The following is a 27,000-nucleotide window of genomic DNA, read 5'->3' on the forward strand; positions in this document are numbered from 1 at the left end:
CATCCTCTCTATTTAATATTCTCTCTATATTCTCTCTGACGTTTATATCGGAGTGTTTTCTCAATATCATTTAAGAAGTCACCTTTTAAGTGGAAGGCTCTATGATATAAAAATGCTGTTAAACTAACAAAAATCAACGGTGCGACAATAATCATGATACGCAGACCATTAACCGTGGCCTCTGATTGTGCCTCATTCGGTGTATAACCTAATACAGATAAGCCGATACCTACAATTAAAGCTGCAACCGCTTGTGATGCTTTAGTTAAAAATGTATTGGTAGAAGTGATCACACTCTCATTACGTTGGCCAAACTTCACTTCACCATAATCAATCACATCTGCAAGCGAAACTGTTGTAATACCAATCATAAATCCTGAACCTACACGTAACATACCTGCGCCTATAATAACTAAAATGGTACTTTGTGGCGCCACGAAACCTGACACTAAAATAATAACTAAACCAGTTATGATAAGCGTAATAGCTGTATTAAACGCTCTAGTTCTACCGACCCATTTAATAAAACGTGGTAAAAGTAGTAAACCAAGCATTTCACACAGTATCATTGAATTAAAAATTGAAAATAAATGTTCCGCATTCACTACATATTTAAAGTAATAAATGATAGAACCATTGAGCGTTTGTAGACATAAATTAAAAGTTAATAAAACACCCATGATGGCAAGTAATTCTTTGTTTTTAAATAAAATACGACCAATATCTTTAAAATTAACTTTAATACCTATTTGTTTTTCCATTTCATGATCTTCAGGTACTTTGAAGACTGTTACACCTATCGTAAAGATAAAAACAACACTACAGATTACGGCAAAAACAAAAATGCCTACCGAGTCACTACCACTACCAAAGACGTCTCCTAATTTATGTATAAAGAACAAACCAAAAGTACCTACAATAAATGCAGCTAAACTTGCGAAAAATCTAGGAATGACTGAAATCTCTTCACGTTCTCTAGGATTATGCGTCAAGTTCGGTAACCAAGACCAATACGGAATATCCATCATCGTATATGTCATTCCCCAGGAAATATACATAATCGATATATAAATATACATAGACGTTTGTGATAAATCTAAATTCGTAAACAGCAAGACTGTAACAATAGCATTAGCAAGCGTACCGATAACGAGCCACGTCTTGAACTTACCAAAGTTATTCCGCGTATTATCAACAATCATCCCCATAATCGGATCATTGATTGCATCCCAAATACGTGCAACAAAAAGCATAACTCCGACAAATGCAGGAGATAAACCTACAATATCTGTGATATAAAACATTAAGAAGAGACCAACAATATTAAATATGGCATCCTTCCCTATTGCGCCAAATCCAAATGCTAATTTTTGCTTTCCAGTTAAATATCTATCCATCTTATCCACCTCTAAAATTTCACTTTTTAAAGCGCTTACATATATGTTAATGTCATTTTATCAATTTAAAGTGCGTATAATGAATAGCATAATGATGATGTTGTATGGCAAAATGTTGCATTTTTTAATTATAATGTGATTATATAAGTTTAAAGAAGTACAATATGATGAATTGAGAGGTGTATTATGCAAGTTTTATGGAAGAAATTCAGCAAAAAGTTGATTGACGCTAATTTAGTAGAATGTGGTATTGAAGTTGGTGTGCCAAACGTAGGTTACAATTATACAGTTTCACAAACATCCGTAATACATATCGTGACTCATGGTGAAGGCATTTTTAAATATAATGGAAAAAGTTTTAATTTAAAAAAAGGCGATATGTTTTTAATAGAAAAAGGCATGGAAGTTGAATATAAGCCTTCATTTTCTAAACCTTGGACTTATTATTGGGTAGGTATTAGCGGTAAACAGATTCTAGATTATTTAGCACGCAGTTATATCGTTGATGATCACGTCATTATAGATAAAGACACTTCTGAAATTAAAAAAACGATTCATAATATCTGCAATCTCTCAAAAACGATTGAGTCTAGCAACTCACATGATATTTTAATCATGCAACATATATACCAATTAGTTTATATGCTTCAAGAACAGTTTCCTAAAAATTTCTCAGTTAACGTCAATATTGTTAACGAAGATATCCAAAAAGCAGTCGAATTTATCAATTCAAACTATCACAAGAATATTAGTGTCGTTGATGTTGCGCAATATGTTAATGTCACTCGCAGTCATTTATTCAAGCTGTTTAAGAAGAATTTAAATTGTTCTCCCAAAGCATACTTAACATATATCCGTATGTATCATGCATCTCAATTACTTATACATACGAATAATATGATATGTGAAGTTTCAAGTAAAGTTGGATATAAAGACCCTTTGTTATTTTCTAAAAATTTTACAAAGCACTTTGAAATTAGTGCGTCTGAATATCGAAAAAATTTTTCTTAGCTTAATATGTTTAAGTTCTTTGATATGTGGAAACATAGTAATATAACATTTTAAAGGAGGCGTTTATTTATGAGTAAGTTTGACGAGTATAAAGATCAAGCAACAGATAAAGCTAAAGATAAGGCCGACGAAATTAAAAATGACGATGAGAAAAAAGAAGAAGTGAAAGATCAAGCAACAGATAAAGCTAAAGACTTAAAAGATAAATTCTAATTTATGAAATATAAGAAAGACACTTCCACTTAGTAGCGGAAGTGTCTTTCTTATGCTTTTATATAAATGAACCGATTTTGAAAAGTGTTGCCGCCTGACGAAATAATATGACCCCTAACCAGATTATAAATCACCTGTTAGAAATTGTGCTTCACCGTTAAAGAAGCTCCAGTTTTCATCGGTATTTTCTACTAAACTAATCATAATATCTTCTTTACGAATCCCTACTTTTTCATGTAGCGTATTCACTAAATTTTTGTAGAACGTCGTTTTTTGTTCTTTTGTCCTCGGTCTTGAAACGATAGTAAATACAATCACGTCGTCCGTTCTTTCAACGCCTAAGCCTGTATCTAATATTTCCATTTCATAGTCCTCATGTTGATTCACAATTAAATATTTATCACCTTTTGGTGCTTGAAACGCATCTAACATCACGTTATATGTGATATCTAAAATACTTTTGATTTCCTCTTTTTCTCTACCTTTGATCATATCTAATTTAATTAATGGCATATAAATTCTCCTTTTAAAATAAGTTATTTATCTTTATTTGAATACCCGACTTTTAACGAAATATATACTACGACAAACATTCCTAGAAAACCATATAACCATATCGATAGCATCTCATTAACAAACATTAATTATTACCTTCTTCTACATTATATTTTTGATTATCTTTTGGCTTGATGATAAATGCAGCAATTGTAATTGTTGCGATACCGATAAATGTTGCTACTGCACCTGCTGACATTGTACTTGGAATAATACCACCGAAGTAAATGACTAAATATGACCCCAGTCCTACAAACATTGATATTTCTGCGGCTTTAGCTGGTGCTTTCTTCTTGGCGTATATGGCATGTAAGATAGGGCCTAATGTACCCGCTGCGATACCTGATATTCCAATCCACATAATGTCACTCATATGTTTTGGAGGTTGTAAGACAAGTAAAAATGATAATAAACCTACAATTGGTACACTGATTTTACTTATTTGAAATGCAATTCTATTCGCTTTTTCATCACTAATATTAATTATTTTTCTTTTAACTAAGAATTTCAAGAATATATCATTCGCAAATACTGTAGAAATAGATACAAATAATCCATCTGTTGTCGACATCGCTGCAGCTAAAATGACCACTCCAAAAAGTGCTACAATCACTGCAGGAAATGCCCAAATGATATAGTCAAGCAGTGCTAAGTCTGATGTTTCAACACTATTACCCAATGCGACACGAGCGAATATACCACCGAATAACACGAGTAGACAAAGCCCAGTAACAATAATATAAGTATTGATCATTTTTCCTAAATCTTTTTCATTTTTTAAACCTAATATTTTATTAAATAAATGTGGTGCAGAGGCAAACGCCCACTGTATGACGATTGCACCTAAAACCATGGCAAAAGAGTTGAAATGTACAGATTCTGGATTAAATACTTTAACTAAATTTTCATTTTGGTTAGATAAATTATTTGCGATACCAGAAAATGTACTTGTAATACTCCCTTTCCAAAAAATAACGATACCTGAGATAAATACACCAAGACCTGCAATCGCCATAATGATAACTTGTATCGCATCAGTATAAATGTCTGCAAGTGCACCACCAACGTATACGTATAGTACGACAATAACGGCTATAAAGACGAGTCCGCTAAAGTAAGACATACCAAGTAAATATTCAAAAATCCTTGCGCCTGCAACAAATTGACTGGCTATATAAAATATATTAAAGAGAAGGATAACGCCAGTACCTACACGCATAATATCGCTGTCGTAGAAATCTCCTAACCAATCTGGAAGGGATAAAGATTTTTGAGTTGTATTTAATTTCCTTACCTTTTTGGCAACCATTAAGACACCCGTGGGTCCACCGATAAACATAGCTAGAAATAGCCATAAGTTATTAAGACCCCATTCATAAGACCAACCTGGGTAACCTAAAAAGGTGGCTGCACTTAAGTATGTTGCTGCAAATGATAGTCCGAGCACTCTTGGCCCGATGTTGCCGCCACCAGTGGCAAAATCAGCGATATTTTTCATCTTTCGTGAGCTGATATAACCCACGATGACCATGACTATCATAAATAATATGAAGCCTATCCATGTATAGAGAGAAATTTCATCCATTGTTCTTTACTCCTTTTTTATTAATTTATATAAGAGTATTCGCTGCACTCTTGTTTTTTGCTGGATGATTTTCCTTTATTGTTTTTTGGTCTTTACCGAACATATTTTCACGAAGTGTTGTGCCTTCGTATTCTGTTCTATATAGACCTCTTTTTTGTAATTCAGGGATAACATGCTCAACAAATTCTTCAAATGTACCAGGTGAATAACTTTGAGCGATATTAAACCCAGCTGCCCCACCTTCAACTGTCCATGCTTCAAATTTATCAGCGACTTGCTCTTTCGTTCCAATAAATTTAGCTGTGCCATTGCCAAGTCCATGGTTTTTCACAGCTTCTCTGAGTGTCCATTTATGGTGTGGGTCTTTGGTATACATATTAAGATTGCCTTGCATCGCTTCCGTCTCAATATCTTCTATATACTGATCTGGGTCGTACTCTGAAAAATCAATTCCTGTATGTCCACTTAGCAATGATGCGGAACCTTCATAGCTGATATGTTCTGTTAATGCTTCATATTTTTGATAGGCTTCTTCTTCTGTTTCTCCGATAATTGGGAGTACCATAGGAAACACTAAAATATCTTCCTTACTTCTGCCATGCTTTTCAGCTCTTGTGTGTATATCATCTACATAGCGCTTCAATGATTCTACTGAAGTATGTTTTGTAAACACAGCTTCTGCATGTTTAGCAGCAAACGTTTTACCTTTTTCTGAAGCGCCTGCTTGGAATAATACAGGTGTTCTTTGAGGTGACGGTTCAACTAAATGAGGGCCAGGCACACTAAAGAATTCACCTTCATGGTTAATTTCATGCACTTTATCAGGATCTGCGTACGTATCAGTAGCTTTATCATTAATTACAGAGCCGTCTTCCCAGCTTTCCTCCCAAAGTTTATAAACGACTTGGAGAAATTCATCTGCTTTGTTATATCTTAAATCTTTTGGTAATCGTTCTTTCAACCCTAAGTTAATCGCTTCACTTTCTAAATAAGAAGTAACGACATTCCAACCTAAACGACCATTGGTTAAATGATCTAATGTAGATAATTGTCTGGCTAAACTATATGGTTGTGCATAGGTAGTAGAGATTGTTGGTGCAAAACCAATATGCTTTGTCACTGCAGCCATTGCAGAAATAATCGGTATGGGATCGTGCGCAGGCAGTTGGACTGCATGCTTAATTGCAGCATCACTCGATTGATTATAAACACTATATGTTCCTAAAACATCTGCAATAAATATAGAATCAAACTTACCTTTCTCTAAGGTCTGCGCAATATTTATCCAATAATCTAATTGATTATGATGTGCACCTTGGTCTTCGTTATGTTTCCATAATCCAGATGAATGTGGGGATGGTGAGTTTTGAACAAATCCATTAAAATGTATCTGCTTCTTCGGCATATATTTTTCCTCCTAAATGTAGTTTCGTTGTGCTTAATAGTGACTGTTGAGGAAATTTTAAAATTTAATTTAATATTTTTTGAATTACTTTAGCCATTTCCTAAGATGAAAATTCCCAATACATAGAATTTTCAGATAATATCTATGCTAGTAAATATAGCGAATATTACATACTTCGTCAACACCAAATCAGTAAATACTATAAGAATAGTCGGATTAAATCGGTAAAATCCTTTTGTTCATTTGAATCGGTTTATGAATGTGAATTAAACTAAGTGAAACTTAATCATTGGGGTATGAAAGAATTGGATGAGAATATAATAGATATACGTAAAGTAAAATCCAGGAAAAGATAATTCACCTATTTCATAATTTTAATGAACATATGACTGCAAGTGTCTATTTTCTAAATTACAGTAATTGAACACTGTGTTTAATTATTATATGTTTAACTTGCGATAAGAAATTATAGTGGATGGGAGTTAGATAAATATGAGTAATGAAGTATTAATAGTTGGCGCTGGTCCTAGTGGTTTAGCCATGGCGATTTCATTAAGTAATCAAGGGATTCCGTTTAAAATTATTGATAAAAATGAAGGTCCTGGAACCGCTTCACGTGCAATGGCTATACAGGCAAGAGTGCTTGAATTTTATCAGCAATTAGGTTTCGCAGATAAGATTGTAGAAAAAGGATTTTTAGTAGATACTATAAATTTATATAAAGATAATAAGGATGTTGCAAACATACCTGTAGGTAAAATAGGTGAAGGCATGAGCCCTTATCCATATGTTTTAACACTACCTCAAGACGTCCACGAAAGAATACTCGTTGATGTGTTAGAAAAACGAGGTGGACAAATTAGTTGGAAGCACGAACTATTAAGTTTTGATGATGATGGTGACGTTGTAACAACTACCATAAATACACCTGAGGGAGATATCACAAAAACATTTGCCTACATTTGTGGTTGTGACGGTGCCGGTAGTGTTGTTAGGAAGACGCTTAATATTGATTTCCCAGGCGGAACATACCGTCAAATGTTCTTCGTCGCTGATGTAGAAAATGATACTGCATTAAAAACGGCATCCATGGGCTTCTATGATAACTACTTTTGTTTAGGATTCCCTATTAGAACTACAGGACAACTACGTCTTATTGGTTTAATACCTGATGATCTTGTAGTAGAGGGTGACGGTCCTCAATCACTCACTCCTCTAATTCCGCATGTTGAACGTATCTTACCCATACAAATAAATAAAGTGAATTGGTATTCACCCTATCGTTCCCACCATCGTGTTGCTGAAAAATTCAGACTAGGCCGTGCTTTCTTATGTGGAGATGCTGGCCATATCCATAGTCCTGCTGGTGGTCAAGGTATGAATACAGGTATAAGTGATGCGCTTAATTTAGCTTGGAAACTTGGAGCAGTTCTAAAAGAAAAAGCCGCACCAAAATTACTAGATACCTACGAACCTGAACGTATCGAATTCGCTCAAAGGTTAGTGAATACGACAGACAAAGCTTTTCAAATCATGACCAATAGTCGTATGGTAAAAAATTTCGTCATCCCTTTCTTTGCACCTAAATTATTACGTTTTAACACTTTAAAACAATTAATATTTAAAACAATTTCTCAAACTAATTTAAACTATCGACATAGTGAATTAAGTAGCGGAGAATATGGTGACATTAAAGGTGGAGACCGCTTACCATGGGTGCATACAAGTAATATTGATAACTTTGAACCATTAAAATCTTATGATTGGCAACTTCACACGTATGGTAAAGTTACGCAAGAACTCAAACAACTCGCTTTTGAAACTGGTGTTCCGCTGTATGATGTACCTTGGAACAGATCAATCAATGCGAAAGGTATTAAAGAAAATTCAGTATTTCTAGTACGTCCAGATAGTTACGTATCCGTAGCTACAGGCCTCCAAAATTTAGAACCTATAAAAAGTATGGTTCATAATTATGATATTTATCGTTTAAATTAACTTAGATCTTGAAAATCATGTATCGGAAATGCATTACTGATTTGCTTTGCAAATCATTTCGAAGATGATTTTTAATTTGGTAAAGTAAACAAGAATCTCATTCATCAAATAAGATGAGTGAGTTTTTTTCGTACTAGTTCAAGAAATCAAAATTTATCGATATTTGTGTTTGCTAGTTACAATGGTATAAAATAAAAAAGAGATCATTAAGTAATATACATAAGAATTATGAACAATTGGACGCAATTAGTGCGGATATTCACACATTGTCAACTTTAAAAATAGAAAGGATACTTATTGAATAATGAATAAATTACAAAAAGATGGTTATTCAAGATATGATTTAATGAAAAGTTTAAATTATGAGGGTATTGAACAGGATTACAATGAAATATTAGAATACTTTGCTGGCTTACCTGAAGATGATTATGCCCCTAACCTTAATAGATATAGAAGATACTCTAGAGCAATCGTTTTACCTGGAACAGAAGATGTTTTTTGGCTCCCTACGATTGAAAGAAACGGCGTTGATTATTCTGCGTATTTTCAAGGGAAGTTTAATCCAGAACATTCTGGCTCATATAGAGAATTCCATTCTATTGATGAAAATATAAGAAGTAATAAATTGTTGAACGATATTATTATAGCCAATTATCATGAAACATTTTGGAACGAAGAAGATAAAATCTTACCGATTCATGTGGGTGTGCATTTCGTTAAATTGTATGTAGAAAATGACGGAGATAAGGCTGTTTCTTCTCCGAACTGTTTACATCAAGACGGAGAGCCGTTTACGTTTGCTCATTTAGTCGAAAGAAAAAATATTATTGGTGGAACAAATGCTATCGCTGTACCTGAAGCTGCTGGAAATGATCCCAAAGAAACTGATGAAAACAATATAATAGAAGTTTTTGAAATGGAAAACCCTTTAGAATCCTATGGCGTTTACGATCCTAATGTCAGTCATTATGTGAGTCCAGTTGAAAAAGGTTCAGAACAAGGCACAGGCCTTAGATCTGTTATATTAATTGATTACCAACAAACAGTCGTTGCAGATGTCGATGAATAATATTAAAACCCCCTGCTTTTATAAAAGCAGGGGGTTTATTTATGCTGAATCTTATTTTTAATAAAGTGAATACTTTAAGCTGTCGCGTAATCTTTTTTACCCAAGAATGTTACAAGTAATAACATAATTGTTGAAAGTGGTAACCCAATTAAGATTGGATGCAGACCAAACGGATGACCAAGTATTTGCCAAATTACTGCTGAGCCAAGTCCACTCCACATTGCGACGTTACCCGCAAGTTTGGTAGGTTTTTGCCAAAACAGACCGAAAATCACTGGCGCAAGCAATCCTGAAACTGTCATTGCAGTGCCTGTTACCATCAGATTTACTAATTCTGGAATCATAAGTGCTAATACTAAAGAAATAACAGCTACGATTAATACTGAAAGTTTACTATATAATAGCATTTTATGTTGATTATGACTTTTCACATTTGGTTTTATAATATCATTTGCTATAGATGAAGAACCTGCAATAAAGAAGGAATCCGCGCTAGATATTACCGCTGCTAATAAGACGATAATCATTATGAGTACTAATGGAAATGGGAACACTTCTTGAATGACATTATAATAAACTAATGGTGTTTCTGCTATGTCCAAATTCAAACCAAACTTAGCATAGACACCTATAAACACTGTCATTGCACCTAACGCTACTGCAATAATCATAGAAATACCATAACCATTTCTTGCAGTTTTCAAATCTTTAGCGGCCCAAATACGTTGCCACACATCTTGTCTGATAAATTGATAGAACGCTAATGTTAGCAGATAAATTAAGATTTCATTCGGTGTAATATTAAGGTAATTTAACATATCGCTTTGGTTTTGACTGCTTGCATTGGCTTGAATATCACTCCAACTACCTGAGTAATAGATAACCACAAAGAATAACACAATAACACCGATTGTAAGTATTGTTCCTTGAACAACGTCTTGCCAAACGACAGCTTTTAAGCCGCCTAGATATGTTTTTATAGTCAGCAAGATACATCCTATAATAATACCCGCTGTCATATTTAATCCTATTGTTAAATTCAAAATAGAAGCAATTGCAACAAACTGCATACCTGTCATCGCACAATATGCAAATAAGAAACTGATAACAGTTGGAATACGTGCTGATTCACCATAACGAAGCGCAGTATAATCACCGATTGTCACCATATTATGCTTTTCACCTAATAATCTAATACGTTTTAATAAAAAGAATGCAAGTACAATAACAGCGGCCATCATAGTGATATGAATCCACTGCTGTCCCATACCTAATGTATAACCATTCTCCATATAACCTAACAATGTCGCGCCGCCTACACCAGTGCTGACAAATGTTAAAATCAGTGGCCATAATGTTACCGTTCTACTTGCCATATTATAGTCATCATAAGTTTTAATTTTTCTTTGTATGTATACAGACATTGACAGTAAAAAAATAAAATAAATAATGATCGTAAATCCTAAAATTAATTGTTCACTACTATTAAACACTACACTATCCCCTTGTAAATATATTTTTCACAATGCCTTTAGTTTATCGTGACTGCTTACATGAATCAAACTATATTTTAAGTTTTTGTTGATGTCATTAGACTTTCTTAACCAAGTTGAATATAAAACATTGTCCCCCCCTCATCAGAATTTTTAGCTAACACGTAGATATTGTAAACTAATTATTTATTTTGATTTACATTTATATAGAAAGAGCTTTATTATAAACAAGAGAAACTAATAAAGCCTAATCAAATGAGGAGAATTAATATGAAATTAGCTGAAGATATTTTACAAGGGGAAACATTAACTAAAGATACACTACTAAAAATATATGAAGATTCTAACGTAGACACATTAGATTTATTAAACGAGGCTTACATATTAAGAAAACACTATTACGGTAAAAAAGTTAAATTAAACATGATTTTAAATGCAAAAAGTGGTATCTGTCCTGAAGATTGTGGTTATTGCGGTCAATCTAGGGATATGAAACAAAAGCAGCGCTATAGTTTAGTGCCAGAAGAACAAATCGTTAGTGGTGCCAAAGTAGCGCATGAAAACAATATAGGCACTTATTGTATTGTTATGAGCGGTAGAGGTCCAAGTAATAAAGAAATTGACCATATAAGTAGAACTGTAGAAGAAATAAAATCAAATCACCCACAGTTGAAAGTATGTGCATGTCTTGGATTAACCAATGATGAGCAAGCTAAAAAACTCAAGGCAGCTGGTGTCGATAGATATAACCATAATATAAATACAAGCGAAAACTACCATGAAACAGTTGTAACTACACATACTTATAAGGATAGAACCAATACTTTAGAAATTATGAAAGCAAACAATATTTCACCATGTTCTGGTGTCATTTGTGGTACGGGAGAATCAAATCAAGATATTATTGATATGGCGTTCGCCTTAAAAGAAATTGATGCCGATAGTATTCCTATTAATTTTTTACATCCTATTCAAGGCACAAAGTTCGGAGAAATGGATGAATTAACTCCTATGAAATGTTTAAGACTAATTGCTTTATTTAGACTCGTTAATCCATCTAAAGAAATTAGAATTGCTGGTGGTAGAGAGGTTAATTTACGTTCACTACAACCTTTAGCTTTGAAGGCTGCAAATTCAATATTTGTAGGAGACTATTTAATTACTGGAGGACAGCCAAATCAACTAGACTATAAAATGATTCAAGATTTAGGTTTTGAAATTGACTTTGGATACAATGAACTGCAAGGAGAATAAAACTTTATTTTAATAAAAAAAGACTGGGAATGAAATCAAAAATATGAAATTTGATTTCATCCCCAGTCTATAACTTTAAAATCCTTTAAAATCCTTTAAAATATTAACCTCAAATCTGTACGCTAACTTAGATCATGATACTTCTTAACCAATCAGCTCACTAAGTTTTTCCAAACTTCTAATCAAGACAAAGCAACACTATATAAAACAAACCACAATACTATAACAAAATAATCGTTTTCCTAATTGTTTGAATTTACATTAATATGGTATTATTTTTATGTAATAAAATATGCATAAAAATTAAGGAGGCTAATATGGAAGAATATTTACTGTTATTAGGAGCTGATCAATTCCTTAGAGAACGATCATATGCCGGTGGGAAATCAATAAGAGATTTTCAGATATGGACAGCAATAAAAGGTTCGAAATATAAATACAATGCTTATTTTGATTTTTGTATTGATGCAGACCCCTTAAGTTATGAGGATATAAAAAATGAAATAGACTATTATAAAACACAAGGTTATGAACCTAAATCTATAGTTCCTTTAAATGATTGGACACTTAAAGTAGCTAATAAGTTAAACAAAGACTACGGGTTGCCTTACCTTGATGATGAAGTCGTAGAAGCTTGTAGAAATAAACATCTAATGAAGGAAGTATTTGAAAAAGCTGATATCCCTACTCCAAAATCGAAACTTTTTGAAACTATTGAACAATTGAAAGAATTGATACAAACATTTGAGTTTCCCGTTATTATAAAACCTGTAGATTTTGGTGGTAGTGGCGGCGTTTACTTAGCTAATAATGAAGCAGAATGTAAGGAAGCTTATATGAAATCTCAAAAAGTTATGGCTGCTTATGCTGATTCTTTCAAAGTTTCTAAAAATACGTTTCTTATTGAAGCATTTATCGATAGCAACGAGGAAGTGTCTGTAGAAGTCTTATGTGGTGAAAACTTCTATGAAGTAATCACTGTCACAGAAAAATATTTATCTCCAAGACCTTGGTTTACTGAAATGGGGCACTTAGTTCCTAGCCACAGATATAAAGATGAAAATATTAAAAAACTAGCAATACAATCATGTAAATCTTTAGGAATTAATCGTGGGGTAGCTCACATAGAAATAAAAATCAAAGACAACAATCTATACGTCATTGAAGCCGCAGCTAGACCAGGCGGAGATGCTATTATGGATTTAGTTGAATCTTCTTACAGCATTAACCCCTATCAACTACATATTGCAATGTATATAAACAACAAACTCAAACCTCCATTCACATTTAGACCAAACAGCACATCAGCAATAGCTTTCATGAAGGCACAAAAAGGAAAAATAACAAATATCAATTTCCCAGATATATCAAAAGATACCGAAATTAAGCGTATCAGTTTATTAAAAAATATCGGTGATATCGTAAGTGATCCTGAAAACTGGAGCAGTCGTGATGGTTTAGTGCAATTTGGCTGGCCCGAGCTACCAACTACTAAAATATATAAACATATAAATAAAGCTAATGATTTAGCAAATAAAATTTTTGATAGTAGTGATGATTATAATGAATAATTACTTAATCATTACGGCTTTATATAGATTTATCTGTGGTGGATTAATTCTAGCGATTAACTGGGAATTAGCCAGTCCTGAATCTACAAGTGATTTAGCGATTTCAACTATTCTCTCATTCGTTCCTGCAATATTCGCTCCATTTTTAATCAATTTATTTTTTAAAAATTATTCAGGCAGTAACCTTACAAAATTATCTTTTTTAGGAATATTTTTTATAGTTATCGCTATCACCATGCTTTACCAAAACACGCTTTTATTAATACTTTTGAATTTTGCTTTATGGATTGTATTTTTTCTATTAGAAACAAGTTTAGAATTGTGGTTTTCTGAATTAGTAGAGAATAAAAATGAAGAATTTATTAATAAATATAGTTCTCTTTCAATGACAGTCAATCAAGTTGCTTTAATGATAGGACCTTTGTTTATTGCAGTAATTATGAAATTCATTGCTTTATTTTGGATTTTTTTAATATACGGGATAGTCTACTTCTTACTTCACTTAGGCATTAATAAAGTAAAATTGATGACACATGATGTTACCTGTGAAACTGCACATACTTCAAAGGAACCTGTAAAAATAGTTCATTACTTAGTTGGCATGCTTATGTGGCCAATATTAGGAACTATCAATTTTATGTTACCTACATTTACAGTATATAAAAATCGAGAGATACACGAAGTAGCATTATTAGATAGTGCTTTAGGCGTTGGTATGGCACTTATCGGTATTTTACTTAGTAAGTATCTGTCTTATAAATGGATGAATATCTTTTTAATTATAAGTATATCAATATCTGTTCTATGGTATTACTTCGAGGATACAATAATAATAAAACTGTTATTAATGCTATGCTTTGGTCTATCTTTTGGTGGTGCAAGAATCATATTCAGAAAAATAATCGTGACAGAATACGCAAGTCACACTGTAAAAAGTGTTTATTCCCTGGGAAATGCACTCGGCCTATCCATCCTTTCTGTTTGTATTTATCTAGGTATGTTGAATTTGGATTTTGTTTGGTTACCCTCATTCATTTTATTAACTATATTACTTATTTTACTTAAAACTCAATACCAAAAAGGAGATCTGTAGATGAAAACTCAAATAGTTAAATCATAAAATTGATTACATGAATAAAGAGGTCCTCAGATTTAACTATTTGAGTTTAATTTCAGGTGTCGTTAACTTCATAATATCGAAATTGAACAATTATGTTTTTTCTCTTTTTAGAATAAAATTCTTAACAAATTTATATTTTTTCTGGTCGTATTTCGCGTATGAGTAACTTAGCACACTAAATGTAGCTGCACCCAGCAAATTCACAAATAAATCTTTCATTGTGTCATGTATGCCAACATCAAGATAGCCACCATTAACAACATTTTCAACACGATTTCCCGACGCATCTCTACTCTCTATAACGGTTTTCTCAATATTATCAATGCGGTGTACAGTATTGTGCTCATTAGCCAAAGTTGCACTATTCACTTTTTGAACCACTCGATCTTTTTGCATGTCCATACCCATACCCTGATCAACTGTGTATTCAAAGAACTCCCACATCACACCAATCGTCATAGAAAAACAAAAAGTAACTATTGCAAGAAACAGTGGATTTAAATTGATTCCTTTCACATTTTTGTTAAGTAAAAATACCAGCGAAAATCCAATACCTGCAGCTAAAAATCCATTAATTGAATGAAGCATTGTGTCCCATAGCCTAAAATAACTGTAAAAATCTCCAAGTTCACCTAAAATTGTGGAACTAAAAATAAACAGAATAATAATAAATTCAAGTAAGTTAGGAATTTCAATTTTCAATAAATGTTCAGTAAGCTGTGGAATCATAAATAGAACAAGCGTCAAGACAAGAGTGAAAATCACATCCCATCTTTGGATAAATATCATTTCATTGATAAGGTTTAAAATAACAATTAAGCGTAAAATAACATATATGGTAATTACTTTTTTATTTGCCGTTTTCGTGCTACTTGTAAATATTTTTTTAAAACTATTCATAAACAACATTCTCCAATACTTATAGCGTATAACTTACAACCAATGAAATGATATGTAAGGAAGATTTCCCATCATCGCTTTCTTCAATTAAGCCATATATTTACATACTTTTTTATCTTTATACTCATAGCTTTGACATCATAATACTTATATTATTTCATAATAAGATTATGTGTCTTAAAAATATATAACACAGTAGCTGTTAATAAAGTTAGCGCGTTTCTTAAACTATAACATTACAAGGGACATAGAAACGAATAAGCTAACCTGTTAAAAGAAGATAGGTAGCAATTTCAAGCGAATCATCTTTTCTATTATTTTATAAGCAATTCATTTTTAGAGTTATTGTTTGATATGTTTCTACATATATTTTAAAAAATAATGCAAGTGCCAGGTCATACGTCATCTTAGTTTTTGTTATTAACAGCATTAATTGCATCAACAAGTGTATATCTAAAAGCATGCTTTTCCAATTTAGCTATTGTTTTAATTGTACTCCCTCCAGGAGAAGTCACCTCATCTTTCAATTCAGCTGTATGTTTATCAGAAGCTTGAGCTAATTTTGCAGCACCAATTAGCATTTCAGTAATAACTTCATAAGACAGCGCCCTATTCATACCATTTAACACAGCACCATCTGATAGCCCTTCAATGAAAACATCGACCATTGCCGGGCCACACCCTGAAAGTGTGCTAAATATACCTAATTCATTTTCGTTCACCTTAATAAGATTACCTAAAGGTTTAAAGACAAATTCAATCGATGCTTCATCAACATACTGATTATGCGCATAACCTAAAATACCCTGATTTATTTCTACAACAGTATTGGGTAATAAACTAACAATAGGCTGTTCTTCCGGAAAAACACCTTCCAATTCTTCGATAGTAAACGATGGTACGACAGAAACGATAATTGTATTTTTATTAGTTATCTCACTCAAGTTTTCCAAAATTTCTCTAGCGTCACTCTCGTTAACCATTAGAATGAGCATGTCACTTTTTTCTAAGTCATTATATGTGTGAATCACATTTGCATTTACACGCTCTGCAAGCATTTTTGCTTTATTACTTTTACCAGATTTGATATAAATTTCATTCATATTTAAGTGGTTTGATTTATAAAACCCTTTTATCATTGCCGATCCCATACTACCTGCACCAATAATTCCTATTTTCATATTTAAACGCCCCTTTTAAATGCTTAGTATTTAAAATCCTTGTTTCCTTCGTATTTTTAATTTATTAAATGAAAATTCACTCAAGAACGTTGAAGCAATCAGTATTATTCCTCCAATTATTTGTAAAGCTGTAAATTGTTCACGTAAAATAAGACTCGAGATAAAAATTGCGACTAATGGATCTATATAGCTTAATAATGCAATGTTTTGACCATTTAATTTTTCCATACCAGAAAAGAATAACCAAAAGCCAATACCAGTATTAACAATTCCTAAAAAGAGAATAAAAGGTATTGCAGCAATTTGTGTGTGAATTTCAAACCCACCATCAACCCCAAACACGAAGGGAAGTAAAATCAATGCTGTTATAGCTAATTGAAAAATGGTTAAATCCATACGGCTACCTTGTTTAACAAATTTATTAGTAAGCATTAAACAGGCATAACAACTCCCCGCAAGCATACTAATTAGAATTCCTAACACATCATTCGATCCAGGCTGTAGAAAACCGTTACTTAAAATAAATATCAGCCCGATAAGTGAAGCGATAATACATAACACACTTTTTTTACTCAATGCTTCTTTTAAAATGAATGGAGATAGTAGTAACACAATAATCGGACCAAAATAATAACCTAAAGTTGCATTCGCAATACTCGTATATTGATATGATTGGAATAAAAATACCCAGTTACCTGCTAATGCAAAACTAGAGATAATAATGAGCCATTTATAATACTTCAAAAATTTAAAATTTAGTTTTTTATTACGTATAATGTAAAACAACAATAAAAATGTACATCCAATAAAACTGCTGAGCATCGCTATTTCTACGGATGTTAAATTTATTTGTTTAATGATAAGGCCTATCGTTCCAAATATGACCATTGATGCTATGAACTGTATTAATGCTTTCATAATTGCATCCTTTTCAATACGTTTAATGTCATGGAAAAATCATTCCTCCTTCATTAATTAAATGTTAGCAAGGTATTGTGATTTGTGGAATAAGCGCTTAGTATAATGAGTATAAACTGTGAGTTAAAGGGTGGGATAGTATGGAAGTGGATTACTTAGAAGATTTATTTTCTGTAGTTGAATCTAAAAGTTATAATAAAGCTGCATTTGAAAGAAATATAAGCACACCTGGCATTAAGAAAAGAATTGCTCAAATAGAACAATATTTTGGCTATAAAATATTTGATGCAACACCAAGAGGCGTTAGTTTAACAAATGAAGGGTTAAAGTTATATGAAGGCCTTAAATCAGTAAAACAGCAAATTGATTATTTAAAAAACCAAGATACTGACGTTTTAAAAGTAGGTATTATTTCAAATTTCCCATTAGACAAATTGCATAAAATGAACAATCAAAATGAGCGTATCAGATTATTTCCAGCCAACAGTACAGAGGAATTAATAAATAATCTTCAACAACATAAATTAGACCTGGTAATAGGTGAACAAATTGAGTTACAAGAAGGTGTTTATTATGAATATTGGTTTGAAGAACCCTATGAACTTGTATTCTCTAAGCAACACGCATTAAATGAAATAAATCATATTGATGCAGAAGTCTTAGCTCAGCAACATTATTATTTATTAGAACCACCGGGTGATACATTTAATTTTAAAAATAATAATATCAATCCGCAAAAAATGGATTTATCCTACGTCAAAGATAGAGAATCAATTTTAAACTTTATAGCTACAAGCGAAAGTGTAGCCATCTGTCCACAGTCATATATGGAAAAGGTTAACAGCGATATGTATACTCACATTAAACTTCCAAACGCTTCGCGAACGATAGGTATTTACTCAAAAAAAGAAAAACACATAAATAACTTTCACAGTATCTTGAAAGAAAACACAAAATAAAACTATTATTTATAGTGCTTTGTTGCTTCCATTTATATTCTTTTGGAAATTCGTCATTAATATTAATGAGAAAAGAAGAGTCTGGGACAAAAACACATGTGTTATCCCCAAGCGTTATTTGGCAGTAGCTGACTGAATTGAAAATGCGCTTATATTAAGCTTTTTTCAGTTCGAGTCAGCTTTGCCGGGGTGGGACAACGAAACCTCATTTGAAAATTAGGTTTCTGTCCCACTCCCTTCAATCAATTTATTTAACTAATGAGTATGAGCCTGAGGGGCAATTTCACAGCTTCCCCCTGAACCATAATTATTAGGTTCTTTATTACCAGTGCTAACTAATATATATAAAGTATATAGTGCTATTACTCCAGCAACAACTGCACCAAATGCACCAGCTAATAATGAAGCACCAATCATGCCACCACTACCTGAGCTGGCAACTGCTAAAACACCTACAATAAATACAACAGTTGCCACCATCGCTATGAAACCACTGATATGCGAGACTATTGCAAGAACCATCGTACGATTTGTATCATGTAAACGCCTGACCATAACGGTAAATGAAGGAATAATAATTGCAATTGCGAAAACACTGCTTAATAAACCTGCTGATACTATTCCTAAAAGCGAAGATATTACGAAGTTAATCCAAAAAGGATGCCAAAAGTTAGGACGAGTAGATCTACCATTAATGTCCAAAAAACGCGTCCAAAATTCTTTATAACTTTGAATAACTTGATTTTGTGAATTGTTCATATAATTTCCCCTTTAGTTTGATAGTAATAGTATACGAAAATAAAGATGTATATAGCAAATAGCTTTAAAAATATGTATTAAATAATTAGCTTAAATTTTAAAAATTTTATTTTCTTTTTATTTATATAAAAATACCTATTATTAGTCAAACAGACGAGAAATTAGATATTATGGAGAAATTGATTAATAGATTATTAGTTATAGAACTTATAAAAATTATCAATTACCTATTTTGATGTAATATTTAAAAATAAAATTTATAAACCATAAAAAAGAACTGCACATCATCAACGACATACAGTTCTCATTATCTTAAATCTAATCAGACGATTCTTGTTTTTTACTTTGATTAACCATGAAAATAACTTCCTTGAGCATCAATCATTTAGAACCACAGGTCTGCGAGCAGTTCCATCGATTGTTTTCTTTTTTCTGGGTCATAAGTATAAGTCACAACGATGAGTTCATCCGCTTCGGTATCTTCCGTAAACTCTTCCAGTTTATTACGGACTGTTTCAGGTGAACCAACGGCTTTGATGCTAAACATACCTTCCATCATTTTTCTTTGCTCTTCTGACCCTAATTCGTCGGGATCGACAGGCGGCTGTAACTTACGCTGCTGACCGGTTTGCATATCTCTCATCATCTGAATCGTTGTTGTCCAAATTTTTTCTGCTTCCTCATCTGTTGGTGCTACAATGACATTAATTCCCGCCATGACATAAGGTTCATCAATCTGAGAAGTCGGCGCGTCAGTCTTGAAGGTAGAACGGTACATATCAATTTTTTGTTTATAATCGTCAGGCGTAAAATGCGTTGCAATAGAATATGGCAGTCCGAGCTGTCCAGCAATAGATGCACCATTTAAACTTGAGCCCAATACCCAAATTGGTATATTTGTACCTGTACCTACTGTTGAAGTTACAGGTACACTGTTGCCTAGCCCTTCGTCACTGAACCAGCCAATGAGGTCAAAAATAGAATTTGCAAAAGTCTGCGCATCACTATTAGAACGTGTAATCAGTTGAGATGTCTTTTGATCCGTCCCAGGTGCTCGTCCGAGCCCAAGATCAATTCTATCTGGATGAAGTTGTGCAGTCGTACCGAAGTTTTCAGCTAACTGCAACGGCGAATGGTTTGGCAACATAATACCGCCCGATCCAACACGAATGTTCTTTGTTCGTGCTGCAGCCATTGCAATCAGCTGTGATGTAGAACTCGATGCAAGGTTTTTCATATTATGATGCTCTGCAAACCAGAGTCTCTTGAACCCAAGATTATCTATAAGCTCTGCATTATCCATAGATGCTTCGATTGCTTCCCTGACTGTCTGATTTTCTGAAATGCCTACAAGTTCGAGGACACTTAATGGTATATGTTTTGTCATTTATTTAGTTCTCCTTTATAAACCTTATTGAATATTGATGGTTTTCTAATTTGATATAATGCCTACGCTTTTATATTTAATACATATATGAGTATTACACAATTAAAAAATACTCTGCTCATTCCATCATAAAACACCCGGCGATATAATGATAATTTACTGTTTATGGCGTGTAAGAGTTTAATGGAAAAACCATATAAATAGTATTTTCACCATTAAAGTTAAGTAGGCTTCATTATCCAGTTATTTCTCGGGAAATAAAAAAATGAAAACACTACTTTTTCGCAGTCTTTTCATCTTATTAAAGTTTTATAATCCACTAATAAAAACTCAATTTATTTTGCTTCGTAATAGTTTTCTCCAAGTATGTTCGAGATAGTGTATTTCGATTTGTCCAAGCCTTTCTCTATGAAATTTGGAACATCCTTTTCTTCGATATCGTACATTACTTCAATTTCTTTGGAAAATAAACTTGATTGTTCATTTAAATATAACGAGAACTTTGGCAATGGATTGGGTTTTATATTTTTAACAGCGTCTAATTTCTCTAGTGCATCTATATAAGTTTCTAGTGAGCGAGCCCCTACAATTTTTGTTCCTTGGTTATCTTTATTAACGATTACTATTGTTGGGAATCCACGTACGCCCAATTGACTCACTAAGTTAAAATCTTCCGCAAGTAGATTTTGTCCTATATCACTGTTTGCAATGTTTAAAATTGAGTCAACATCTATAGTATTGTCACCTTTATATAAATCTTCAACAATATGCTTAAGCACTGCTTTATCTGAAATATTTTTATTAAAAACAAAAACAGCTTCTCTAACTAATCTAGTAAATTTAATTGCAGCCGCAGGTGAATCTACATGTTGAATTGCTTTATAGAGTCTAGATACAGGAAATGAAGATTGAACAGGATCTATTTCCATTATTGTGCCATCAATAGGCATGCGTGAATAATTCCCTACTTCTTGCCAGTGTGGGGTAACATCTGCAGGCTTGTAGATACCATTCGCTGGATCTATAGGGCCATCGCCCCATGCTTCTAATAAGCCTCCCATAACCATTTGGAAATTAAATAAATGACCATATTGTACAAGTAATTTATTTAGCGTTGGTTCAAATGCCCAGCAGTGTGAACACATAGGATCTGTTACATAATACAAAGTTAAATTCGGTGCGCTCACATCAAAATTTATTGTTTCAAACTCATTTTCCTCACTTGGTTTACATATACCAGAATACATATCACATACCATATTTTTTTCCATAGCGATAACCTCCAAAGTTTAAATATAACTAATATAGCTTTATAATACGTATTAATAGCGATAATAAGTACCAACAATGGTATATTAATGTTGGATATTCAACACTAATGACAAAGTGTTGGGAGAAAATGAGGGAGTCAAATGCTAAAATCAAAAACAGACTTACGAGTTATTAAAACCAGAAAGTCAATTATGCAAGCATTTATTAAGCTTTCAGATGAAAAAGATTTTAAAAATATAACAGTAAAAGATATTACGGAAGAAGCACTCATTAATAGAGCAACATTCTATTATCACTTTAGTGATATCTACGATTTACTAGATAAAGTACTTGCTGAAGAATTATTGATTAATTTAAACTATGCATATTATGAGCAAAGTAAATTAAATGAGGCCACTATTTCTAATATTTTTAAAACAATCGCAGAGTTTCAATTATCGTTAAATAGAAGATGTCACAGAAGTTATCCAGAAACAATTGGCAACATTATACAAGAACACGTTGAAAGGGTTCTTTATAAATTATTGCTAGAGGTGAATTTCGAGGATGACGATACACGACATTTGGCTGCAACAATGCTAAGTGCAAGTATATATCGAGCTTCTGAAAAATGGTGTCAAAGTTATAGCGATATTCCTGCTGAAACCTATATCAATCGTGTGATTCCATTCATTCTTTCTGGCTTAATATCTCGTGACAAAGAATAAATGAAACGAGGCGCTTTAGATGGAAATTATAATTATTATATTACAAATTATTTTAGGCATATTTTTCATAATGACAGGTTCTAAAATATTATCCGGAGCCATGAAAGCTGATTTTTCGCGACTTGGTTACCCACCCATTTTCAATCAAATCACGGGCACATTTGAGCTGCTTGGTGGTTTAGCAATGCTAATCGGCATTTTCTATGGCATGTTCGCTTTCCTAGCTAGTATATTACTAGGCGCGACAATGTTAATAGGCGCGTTATCTCTCGTATTTTTAGGAAACGACCCTATTAAGAAGGCAATCCCAGCAATCGTATTATTCATTTTAAATTTAATCATATTTATCTACTATGTGATGTCAGACTTTGTATAATAACTACTGAAAGTCAATAACCCTCTTAGCGCGTTTGTATAGAAAACGTTAAGAGGGTTTTTCTTATTTTAATCAGTTTTCAAATTAATATTATTGAAGTCATGAATTACGATTGATCACATAAAATGCTTTATTCTTTTTCAAATAGCTTTCAATAAATTTAAACATATCTAAGTTTACCTCATTTAATTTCTCGTTCTTTAATGAGGATAAATATATTGAGGTATGAATTATCAAATCTGAATTGGAAATATAAGGTAACTCGAACTTTCTACACATGCTAACAGGAACAAAAGCAAAATTTTTTCGTTGTTTTACTATCGATGTGATAAAGGCATCATCAACATAAGTTGAATTATGGATATTCATATTCATTGTTATTAACTTACTTTTTGTTAGATTATTATAATCTTGATTATGAGAAGGAAACACAAAATTTTTGATAATGTCATTGTTATAAATAAAATCAAAGTTTGGACTATTATCAAATTGTTTAGGATACGTAATAACAATATCTTCATCAATAACAGGCTGACATTCAATTTTAGGGTGGTTTATTGGGATTGAGCTTAAAGCAAATTGAATATCATAATTAATCATTTTCTGAATAATCGCCCCCATTGTGTCAATTTCGCAATTAAACATATATTGTGGATTGTGCTTTATATACTCATCAAATATATATGAGATCAAACGACTATGAGAAGCTGTAAAACTAATAGTTTTATTTTTGGTTTGCTCATTTCTGTAAATTAATTCTTCCGCTTTGTTGAGCTCGTTAAAAATATTGTTTGCTGACTTCAACAAAATACTTCCATTATCAGTTAAAAATACATTTCTCCCTTTTTTATAGAATAACTCTACATTTAATTCTTGCTCTAATTTTTTTATCATCATACTTAAAGCAGGTTGACTAACCTTTAACTCATTAGCAGTTTTAGTATAATTTAAATTTTCTGCCACACGTTTAAAATACTTTAAATGTAATAATTCCACGTACTCACCTTCTAACTATAAGCTTAGGCTTATATATTCATCAATATTATATATTAGTGTATATGAATAATGGCATTTATAGTAGAGATTGAGGTGATTTTTAATGAATATAGCAATTTACGGAGCCGGATCATTAGGAACAATTATGGGAGCGTACTTATCTTCAACAAACGAAAACGTCGATCTCATTGATACCTATGATGAACATGTTAATACTTTAAACAGTCAAGGCGCTACTATAGAAGGAACAGACAATTTTCATATTTCGGTTAACGCGCTAAAACCTAATGAAATTAATCAACAGTATGATTTGATTTTATTATTAACAAAACAAACTTATAATAAAGATGTATTGCCAGTCATCAAAAATATTTTAAAAAATGACGGCATACTGTTATCTCTACAAAATGGAGTACCCGAAGAAGTTATTCAACAATATATTCCAAGAGAGAACATTGTTGCAGGATCAGTAGAATTTGGTGCTACTTTCAAAGCACCTGGCGTCTCAGAATTAACAACAGATTATAATGCGTTTAAAAATTATGCACTTCAAATTGGTGAATTAAATGGTGAAATCACATCTAGAGTTAAAACGTTAAAAAGTCTATTAGATTGTATTGGTAATGTCCATCTTTCTGATAACTTGTTAGGAACAAAGTGGTCTAAATTACTCATCAACAGTACTTTCAGCGGTCTATCAGCAGCATTAAATTGCACATACGGAGATATTTTAGACAATCCAGATGCCTTTGAAATAGCAAGACATGTAGTTGATGAATGTATCAAAGTAGGTCATGCCAATAATATAGAATTTGCTACTATAAGTGGCTACGATTTAACTGAATTTGAAAACCAAAAAAATGCAGAAAAACTAAACAAAATGATGCAACCTAGCAGAAAGCTAGCAGCCAGTATGTTACAGGATTTAAGAAAACAAAGACAAACTGAAATCAATTATATTAATGGCCTTGTAGTTGAGGTAGGAGAAAAGCACAATATATCTACTCCTTGTAACCAAAAAATTGTAGAAATTATTTCACAAGCTTCAAGTTCAAGTGAACTTCCGAAATTTGAACATTCATTACAATTGTTTAAAGTATTGGCATAATTATAGGAGGAGACTTATTATGAAAAAAGAAGATTTAAAAAATATAGTCACAACACCCGTTAATGCACCTGCATTCTCCCCAACTAACCCATTTTTTAAAAATAGAGAATACGTCGATGTAATGTATGAAACTGATATAGAAGCATTAAAACGTGTCGTTCCAGAACCTTTGGAAGTTACAAGTAATTTAATTAAATTTGAAATTATAAACATGCCTGATAGCACAGGCTTAGGTTCTTACATGGAAGCAGGTCAAGTTATACCGGTGGAATATAATGGAGAACAAGGCGAATATTATTTAAGTATGTATGTTAACAACCAAGCTGCAATTACATCCGGACGTGAAATTGCGGCATTTCCAAAAAAATCAGGACAACCTAATTTGTATATAGATAATGATGTGCTTGTAGGGACTTTAGATTATGGTTCTTTGCGTGTAGCTCAAACAACGATGGGTTACAAACACTTCCCTATGGATGCGGAAGAAGCCAAAAATATAATCGCTCAACCTCAATTTATGTTAAAACAAATGCGTGATTATAATGGAGAAGTTGAAAAGAGTGAATTAACACGTAGTCAAATTACTGACTTTCAAATACTAGAAGCCTATCGCTCACCAGTCAGATTACAATTATTTGAACATGTCATGGCACCACTCGCTGATTTTCCTGTGCGCAAGATAGTAGATGGGCAACATATTATTGCAAATCTATATTTAGGACGTCCAAAGCAAATTTATGATTATTTAAATTAATATGGAGGTATACTTGTTGTTAAAAAAGATAACTTTATTCTTTGGTGTCAGTATGCTAACTTTATATTCTTATGTGAGATTAAAAGAGAAGCGTAGTTTTAAAAGCTTTCTTTATGAGCTTGTCATTAGAAAAATAAAAATGAAAAAACCTTATTTAAGTGAAGAGAATGCTAAAAATGCAGTTAACAAAACGAAACACACAACTGCTGGAGCATTTAAAGGCACAGATTATAAATTTACGAATAATGTTCACATCAAAACTGTTCAAAACTCAAAGATTTATATAGTCAATGCGCAACCGAATCCACAGCAAAAAGTGATTTTATATGTACATGGTGGCGCTTGGTTTAAAGATCCTTTCAAAACGCATTTTGAGTTTGTAGATACACTTGCAACAGAATTAGATGCTAAAGTAATTATGCCAATTTATCCTAAAACACCACACGCCACATACAAAGAAACATTTAATTTACTTGAAGAAATTTATAAGAAAATGATAATAAATACCGATAATACGCATCAACTTATAATTATGGGAGACTCAGCAGGCGGACAGATTTCATTATCATTTGCTCAATATATTAAAAAACTAGGATTAACCCAACCTAGTCATATCATATTAATCTCACCCATTCTTGATGCTACGTTATCTAATCCTGAAGCTTATGTCTATGAAAAGAAAGACCCAATGTTAGCTACAGCAGGAAGTAAATATATTATCAATCTCTGGGCTGGAGATACTCCACTAACAGATTGGAGACTTTCACCAATGTTTGGAGATTTAGAAGGTTTAGGTCATATTACACTTTCAATTGGCACAAAAGAAGCGTTATACCCAGATGCGCTTAAATTCTCTAATATGCTTAATTCAAAAAACATAGCTCATGGCTTCTTACCTGGTTTCAATTTATATCATGTCCATACGATTCTAGACATACCAGAAAGAAAGCAATTTCTTAATAACGTAAAACAAATAATTAAGAATAAATAAAGAAGTGGGACAGAAATATCC

24 protein-coding genes and 1 pseudogene are annotated in these 27,000 nt (G+C 32.5%); 13 read left to right on the forward strand and 12 right to left on the reverse strand.

The window, feature by feature from the left end:
• Positions 1–8: 8 nt before the first annotated feature.
• Positions 9–1,397, reverse strand: a complete 1,389-nt coding sequence (melB, locus tag M4L39_RS00825) for a melibiose:sodium transporter MelB (protein ID WP_277580288.1) — start codon at positions 1,395–1,397, stop codon at positions 9–11.
• Between the two features lie 186 nt (positions 1,398–1,583).
• On the opposite strand from melB, the gene M4L39_RS00830 reads away from it, so the two are divergent.
• Entirely contained in the window at positions 1,584–2,408 is an 825-nt protein-coding gene (locus tag M4L39_RS00830) for an AraC family transcriptional regulator (RefSeq protein WP_277580289.1), read from the forward strand.
• A 69-nt stretch (positions 2,409–2,477) separates the two neighbouring features.
• Positions 2,478–2,621, forward strand: coding sequence for a hypothetical protein (locus M4L39_RS00835; protein WP_277580290.1), 144 nt, complete (start codon positions 2,478–2,480; stop codon positions 2,619–2,621).
• A gap of 123 nt (positions 2,622–2,744) precedes the next feature.
• On the opposite strand, the gene M4L39_RS00840 is transcribed toward M4L39_RS00835, so the two are convergent.
• The 3 genes from M4L39_RS00840 to M4L39_RS00850 all read right to left on the reverse strand — a co-directional run bounded on the left by M4L39_RS00840 (position 2,745) and on the right by M4L39_RS00850 (position 6,166).
• A complete protein-coding gene (locus M4L39_RS00840; RefSeq protein ID WP_277580291.1) occupies positions 2,745–3,134 on the reverse strand; it encodes a tautomerase family protein in 390 nt (129 codons plus the stop codon).
• Positions 3,135–3,261: 127 nt separating this feature from the next.
• Positions 3,262–4,761 carry a sodium:solute symporter family protein gene (locus M4L39_RS00845; RefSeq protein ID WP_277580292.1) on the reverse strand — a complete coding sequence of 500 codons (1,500 nt, stop codon included), beginning with the start codon at positions 4,759–4,761 and terminating at the stop codon, positions 3,262–3,264.
• Positions 4,762–4,786: 25 nt separating this feature from the next.
• Positions 4,787–6,166: an LLM class flavin-dependent oxidoreductase gene (locus M4L39_RS00850; RefSeq protein WP_277580293.1), complete on the reverse strand. Its 1,380-nt coding sequence runs from the start codon at positions 6,164–6,166 to the stop codon at positions 4,787–4,789.
• A 492-nt stretch (positions 6,167–6,658) separates the two neighbouring features.
• Here M4L39_RS00850 and M4L39_RS00855 point away from each other — a divergent pair, with 492 nt between their 5' ends.
• Both M4L39_RS00855 and M4L39_RS00860 read left to right on the forward strand, forming a co-directional pair.
• Complete coding sequence (locus M4L39_RS00855; protein WP_277580294.1) at positions 6,659–8,164, forward strand: FAD-dependent monooxygenase; 1,506 nt, start codon at positions 6,659–6,661, stop codon at positions 8,162–8,164.
• 304 nt (positions 8,165–8,468) lie between these two features.
• Complete coding sequence (locus tag M4L39_RS00860; RefSeq protein ID WP_277580295.1) at positions 8,469–9,233, forward strand: 2OG-Fe dioxygenase family protein; 765 nt, start codon at positions 8,469–8,471, stop codon at positions 9,231–9,233.
• A 74-nt stretch (positions 9,234–9,307) separates the two neighbouring features.
• Here M4L39_RS00860 and M4L39_RS00865 read toward each other — a convergent pair whose 3' ends face one another.
• Positions 9,308–10,726, reverse strand: coding sequence for a sodium:solute symporter family protein (locus M4L39_RS00865; protein ID WP_277580296.1), 1,419 nt, complete (start codon positions 10,724–10,726; stop codon positions 9,308–9,310).
• A 270-nt stretch (positions 10,727–10,996) separates the two neighbouring features.
• Here M4L39_RS00865 and bioB point away from each other — a divergent pair.
• From bioB to M4L39_RS00880, 3 genes and pseudogenes are all read left to right on the forward strand, one after another.
• Positions 10,997–11,993, forward strand: a pseudogene (bioB, locus tag M4L39_RS00870) (biotin synthase BioB).
• 304 nt (positions 11,994–12,297) lie between these two features.
• Positions 12,298–13,551 carry an ATP-grasp domain-containing protein gene (locus M4L39_RS00875; RefSeq protein ID WP_277580297.1) on the forward strand — a complete coding sequence of 418 codons (1,254 nt, stop codon included), beginning with the start codon at positions 12,298–12,300 and terminating at the stop codon, positions 13,549–13,551.
• Positions 13,544–14,644, forward strand: coding sequence for a hypothetical protein (locus M4L39_RS00880; protein WP_277580298.1), 1,101 nt, complete (start codon positions 13,544–13,546; stop codon positions 14,642–14,644). The genes M4L39_RS00875 and M4L39_RS00880 overlap by 8 nt, the downstream gene beginning before the upstream one ends.
• 117 nt (positions 14,645–14,761) lie before the next feature.
• Here the strand turns inward: M4L39_RS00880 and M4L39_RS00885 are convergent, their stop codons facing one another.
• The 3 genes from M4L39_RS00885 to M4L39_RS00895 all read right to left on the reverse strand — a co-directional run bounded on the left by M4L39_RS00885 (position 14,762) and on the right by M4L39_RS00895 (position 17,670).
• Positions 14,762–15,571, reverse strand: a complete 810-nt coding sequence (locus tag M4L39_RS00885) for a hypothetical protein (protein ID WP_277580299.1) — start codon at positions 15,569–15,571, stop codon at positions 14,762–14,764.
• A 407-nt stretch (positions 15,572–15,978) separates the two neighbouring features.
• Complete coding sequence (gene proC / locus M4L39_RS00890) at positions 15,979–16,752, reverse strand: pyrroline-5-carboxylate reductase (protein ID WP_277580300.1); 774 nt, start codon at positions 16,750–16,752, stop codon at positions 15,979–15,981.
• Positions 16,753–16,782: 30 nt separating this feature from the next.
• Positions 16,783–17,670 (reverse strand): DMT family transporter, encoded by an 888-nt coding sequence (locus tag M4L39_RS00895; protein ID WP_277580301.1) that lies wholly within the window; start codon positions 17,668–17,670, stop codon positions 16,783–16,785.
• A gap of 140 nt (positions 17,671–17,810) precedes the next feature.
• On the opposite strand from M4L39_RS00895, the gene M4L39_RS00900 reads away from it, so the two are divergent.
• Positions 17,811–18,629 (forward strand): LysR family transcriptional regulator, encoded by an 819-nt coding sequence (locus M4L39_RS00900; protein WP_277580302.1) that lies wholly within the window; start codon positions 17,811–17,813, stop codon positions 18,627–18,629.
• 255 nt (positions 18,630–18,884) lie between these two features.
• On the opposite strand, the gene M4L39_RS00905 is transcribed toward M4L39_RS00900, so the two are convergent.
• The 3 genes from M4L39_RS00905 to M4L39_RS00915 form a co-directional block, all read right to left on the reverse strand.
• A complete protein-coding gene (locus M4L39_RS00905) occupies positions 18,885–19,388 on the reverse strand; it encodes a DUF805 domain-containing protein (RefSeq protein WP_277580303.1) in 504 nt (167 codons plus the stop codon).
• 385 nt (positions 19,389–19,773) lie between these two features.
• Positions 19,774–20,775: an LLM class flavin-dependent oxidoreductase gene (locus M4L39_RS00910; RefSeq protein ID WP_277580304.1), complete on the reverse strand. Its 1,002-nt coding sequence runs from the start codon at positions 20,773–20,775 to the stop codon at positions 19,774–19,776.
• Between the two features lie 335 nt (positions 20,776–21,110).
• The gene (locus M4L39_RS00915; RefSeq protein WP_277580305.1) at positions 21,111–22,046 is read right to left on the reverse strand and encodes a DsbA family protein; all 936 of its coding nucleotides are present in this window, start codon (positions 22,044–22,046) and stop codon (positions 21,111–21,113) included.
• A gap of 141 nt (positions 22,047–22,187) precedes the next feature.
• Between M4L39_RS00915 and M4L39_RS00920 the strand changes: the two genes are divergently transcribed.
• Positions 22,188–22,754, forward strand: a complete 567-nt coding sequence (locus M4L39_RS00920) for a TetR/AcrR family transcriptional regulator (RefSeq protein ID WP_277580306.1) — start codon at positions 22,188–22,190, stop codon at positions 22,752–22,754.
• Positions 22,755–22,773: 19 nt separating this feature from the next.
• On the forward strand, positions 22,774–23,130 hold the full coding sequence (locus tag M4L39_RS00925) for a DoxX family protein (RefSeq protein WP_277580307.1): 357 nt from the start codon (positions 22,774–22,776) through the stop codon (positions 23,128–23,130).
• A 99-nt stretch (positions 23,131–23,229) separates the two neighbouring features.
• Here the strand turns inward: M4L39_RS00925 and M4L39_RS00930 are convergent, their stop codons facing one another.
• Positions 23,230–24,126 (reverse strand): LysR family transcriptional regulator, encoded by an 897-nt coding sequence (locus M4L39_RS00930; protein ID WP_277580308.1) that lies wholly within the window; start codon positions 24,124–24,126, stop codon positions 23,230–23,232.
• Positions 24,127–24,229: 103 nt separating this feature from the next.
• On the opposite strand from M4L39_RS00930, the gene M4L39_RS00935 reads away from it, so the two are divergent.
• From M4L39_RS00935 to M4L39_RS00945, 3 genes are read left to right on the forward strand one after another with little or no spacing between them, the layout of a single operon-like run.
• Positions 24,230–25,234: a ketopantoate reductase family protein gene (locus M4L39_RS00935; RefSeq protein WP_277580309.1), complete on the forward strand. Its 1,005-nt coding sequence runs from the start codon at positions 24,230–24,232 to the stop codon at positions 25,232–25,234.
• A gap of 19 nt (positions 25,235–25,253) precedes the next feature.
• Positions 25,254–25,988, forward strand: coding sequence for an acetoacetate decarboxylase (locus M4L39_RS00940; protein WP_277580310.1), 735 nt, complete (start codon positions 25,254–25,256; stop codon positions 25,986–25,988).
• A gap of 16 nt (positions 25,989–26,004) precedes the next feature.
• Positions 26,005–26,979, forward strand: a complete 975-nt coding sequence (locus M4L39_RS00945; protein ID WP_431197606.1) for an alpha/beta hydrolase fold domain-containing protein — start codon at positions 26,005–26,007, stop codon at positions 26,977–26,979.
• Positions 26,980–27,000 lie beyond the last annotated feature (21 nt).

The sequence above is a fragment of the Staphylococcus equorum genome (assembly GCF_029531845.1).
In the GTDB taxonomy this organism is placed as follows: domain Bacteria; phylum Bacillota; class Bacilli; order Staphylococcales; family Staphylococcaceae; genus Staphylococcus; species Staphylococcus equorum_C.

What these genes read in the sequence shown, in the direction of transcription:
- M4L39_RS00860 (WP_277580295.1), top strand. Translation starts at nt 8,469, where the DNA reads ATGAATAAATTACAAAAAGATGGTTATTCAAGATATGATTTAATGAAA.
- M4L39_RS00940 (WP_277580310.1), top strand. Translation starts at nt 25,254, where the DNA reads ATGAAAAAAGAAGATTTAAAAAATATAGTCACAACACCCGTTAATGCA.
- M4L39_RS00915 (WP_277580305.1), bottom strand. Translation starts at nt 22,046, where the DNA reads ATGGAAAAAAATATGGTATGTGATATGTATTCTGGTATATGTAAACCA.
- M4L39_RS00845 (WP_277580292.1), bottom strand. Translation starts at nt 4,761, where the DNA reads ATGGATGAAATTTCTCTCTATACATGGATAGGCTTCATATTATTTATG.
- M4L39_RS00920 (WP_277580306.1), top strand. Translation starts at nt 22,188, where the DNA reads ATGCTAAAATCAAAAACAGACTTACGAGTTATTAAAACCAGAAAGTCA.
- M4L39_RS00840 (WP_277580291.1), bottom strand. Translation starts at nt 3,134, where the DNA reads ATGCCATTAATTAAATTAGATATGATCAAAGGTAGAGAAAAAGAGGAA.
- M4L39_RS00900 (WP_277580302.1), top strand. Translation starts at nt 17,811, where the DNA reads ATGGAAGTGGATTACTTAGAAGATTTATTTTCTGTAGTTGAATCTAAA.
- M4L39_RS00905 (WP_277580303.1), bottom strand. Translation starts at nt 19,388, where the DNA reads ATGAACAATTCACAAAATCAAGTTATTCAAAGTTATAAAGAATTTTGG.
- M4L39_RS00850 (WP_277580293.1), bottom strand. Translation starts at nt 6,166, where the DNA reads ATGCCGAAGAAGCAGATACATTTTAATGGATTTGTTCAAAACTCACCA.
- M4L39_RS00885 (WP_277580299.1), bottom strand. Translation starts at nt 15,571, where the DNA reads ATGAATAGTTTTAAAAAAATATTTACAAGTAGCACGAAAACGGCAAAT.
- M4L39_RS00835 (WP_277580290.1), top strand. Translation starts at nt 2,478, where the DNA reads ATGAGTAAGTTTGACGAGTATAAAGATCAAGCAACAGATAAAGCTAAA.
- M4L39_RS00830 (WP_277580289.1), top strand. Translation starts at nt 1,584, where the DNA reads ATGCAAGTTTTATGGAAGAAATTCAGCAAAAAGTTGATTGACGCTAAT.
- M4L39_RS00935 (WP_277580309.1), top strand. Translation starts at nt 24,230, where the DNA reads ATGAATATAGCAATTTACGGAGCCGGATCATTAGGAACAATTATGGGA.
- M4L39_RS00880 (WP_277580298.1), top strand. Translation starts at nt 13,544, where the DNA reads ATGAATAATTACTTAATCATTACGGCTTTATATAGATTTATCTGTGGT.
- M4L39_RS00895 (WP_277580301.1), bottom strand. Translation starts at nt 17,670, where the DNA reads ATGAAAGCATTAATACAGTTCATAGCATCAATGGTCATATTTGGAACG.
- M4L39_RS00855 (WP_277580294.1), top strand. Translation starts at nt 6,659, where the DNA reads ATGAGTAATGAAGTATTAATAGTTGGCGCTGGTCCTAGTGGTTTAGCC.
- M4L39_RS00925 (WP_277580307.1), top strand. Translation starts at nt 22,774, where the DNA reads ATGGAAATTATAATTATTATATTACAAATTATTTTAGGCATATTTTTC.
- melB (WP_277580288.1), bottom strand. Translation starts at nt 1,397, where the DNA reads ATGGATAGATATTTAACTGGAAAGCAAAAATTAGCATTTGGATTTGGC.
- proC (WP_277580300.1), bottom strand. Translation starts at nt 16,752, where the DNA reads ATGAAAATAGGAATTATTGGTGCAGGTAGTATGGGATCGGCAATGATA.
- M4L39_RS00875 (WP_277580297.1), top strand. Translation starts at nt 12,298, where the DNA reads ATGGAAGAATATTTACTGTTATTAGGAGCTGATCAATTCCTTAGAGAA.
- M4L39_RS00910 (WP_277580304.1), bottom strand. Translation starts at nt 20,775, where the DNA reads ATGACAAAACATATACCATTAAGTGTCCTCGAACTTGTAGGCATTTCA.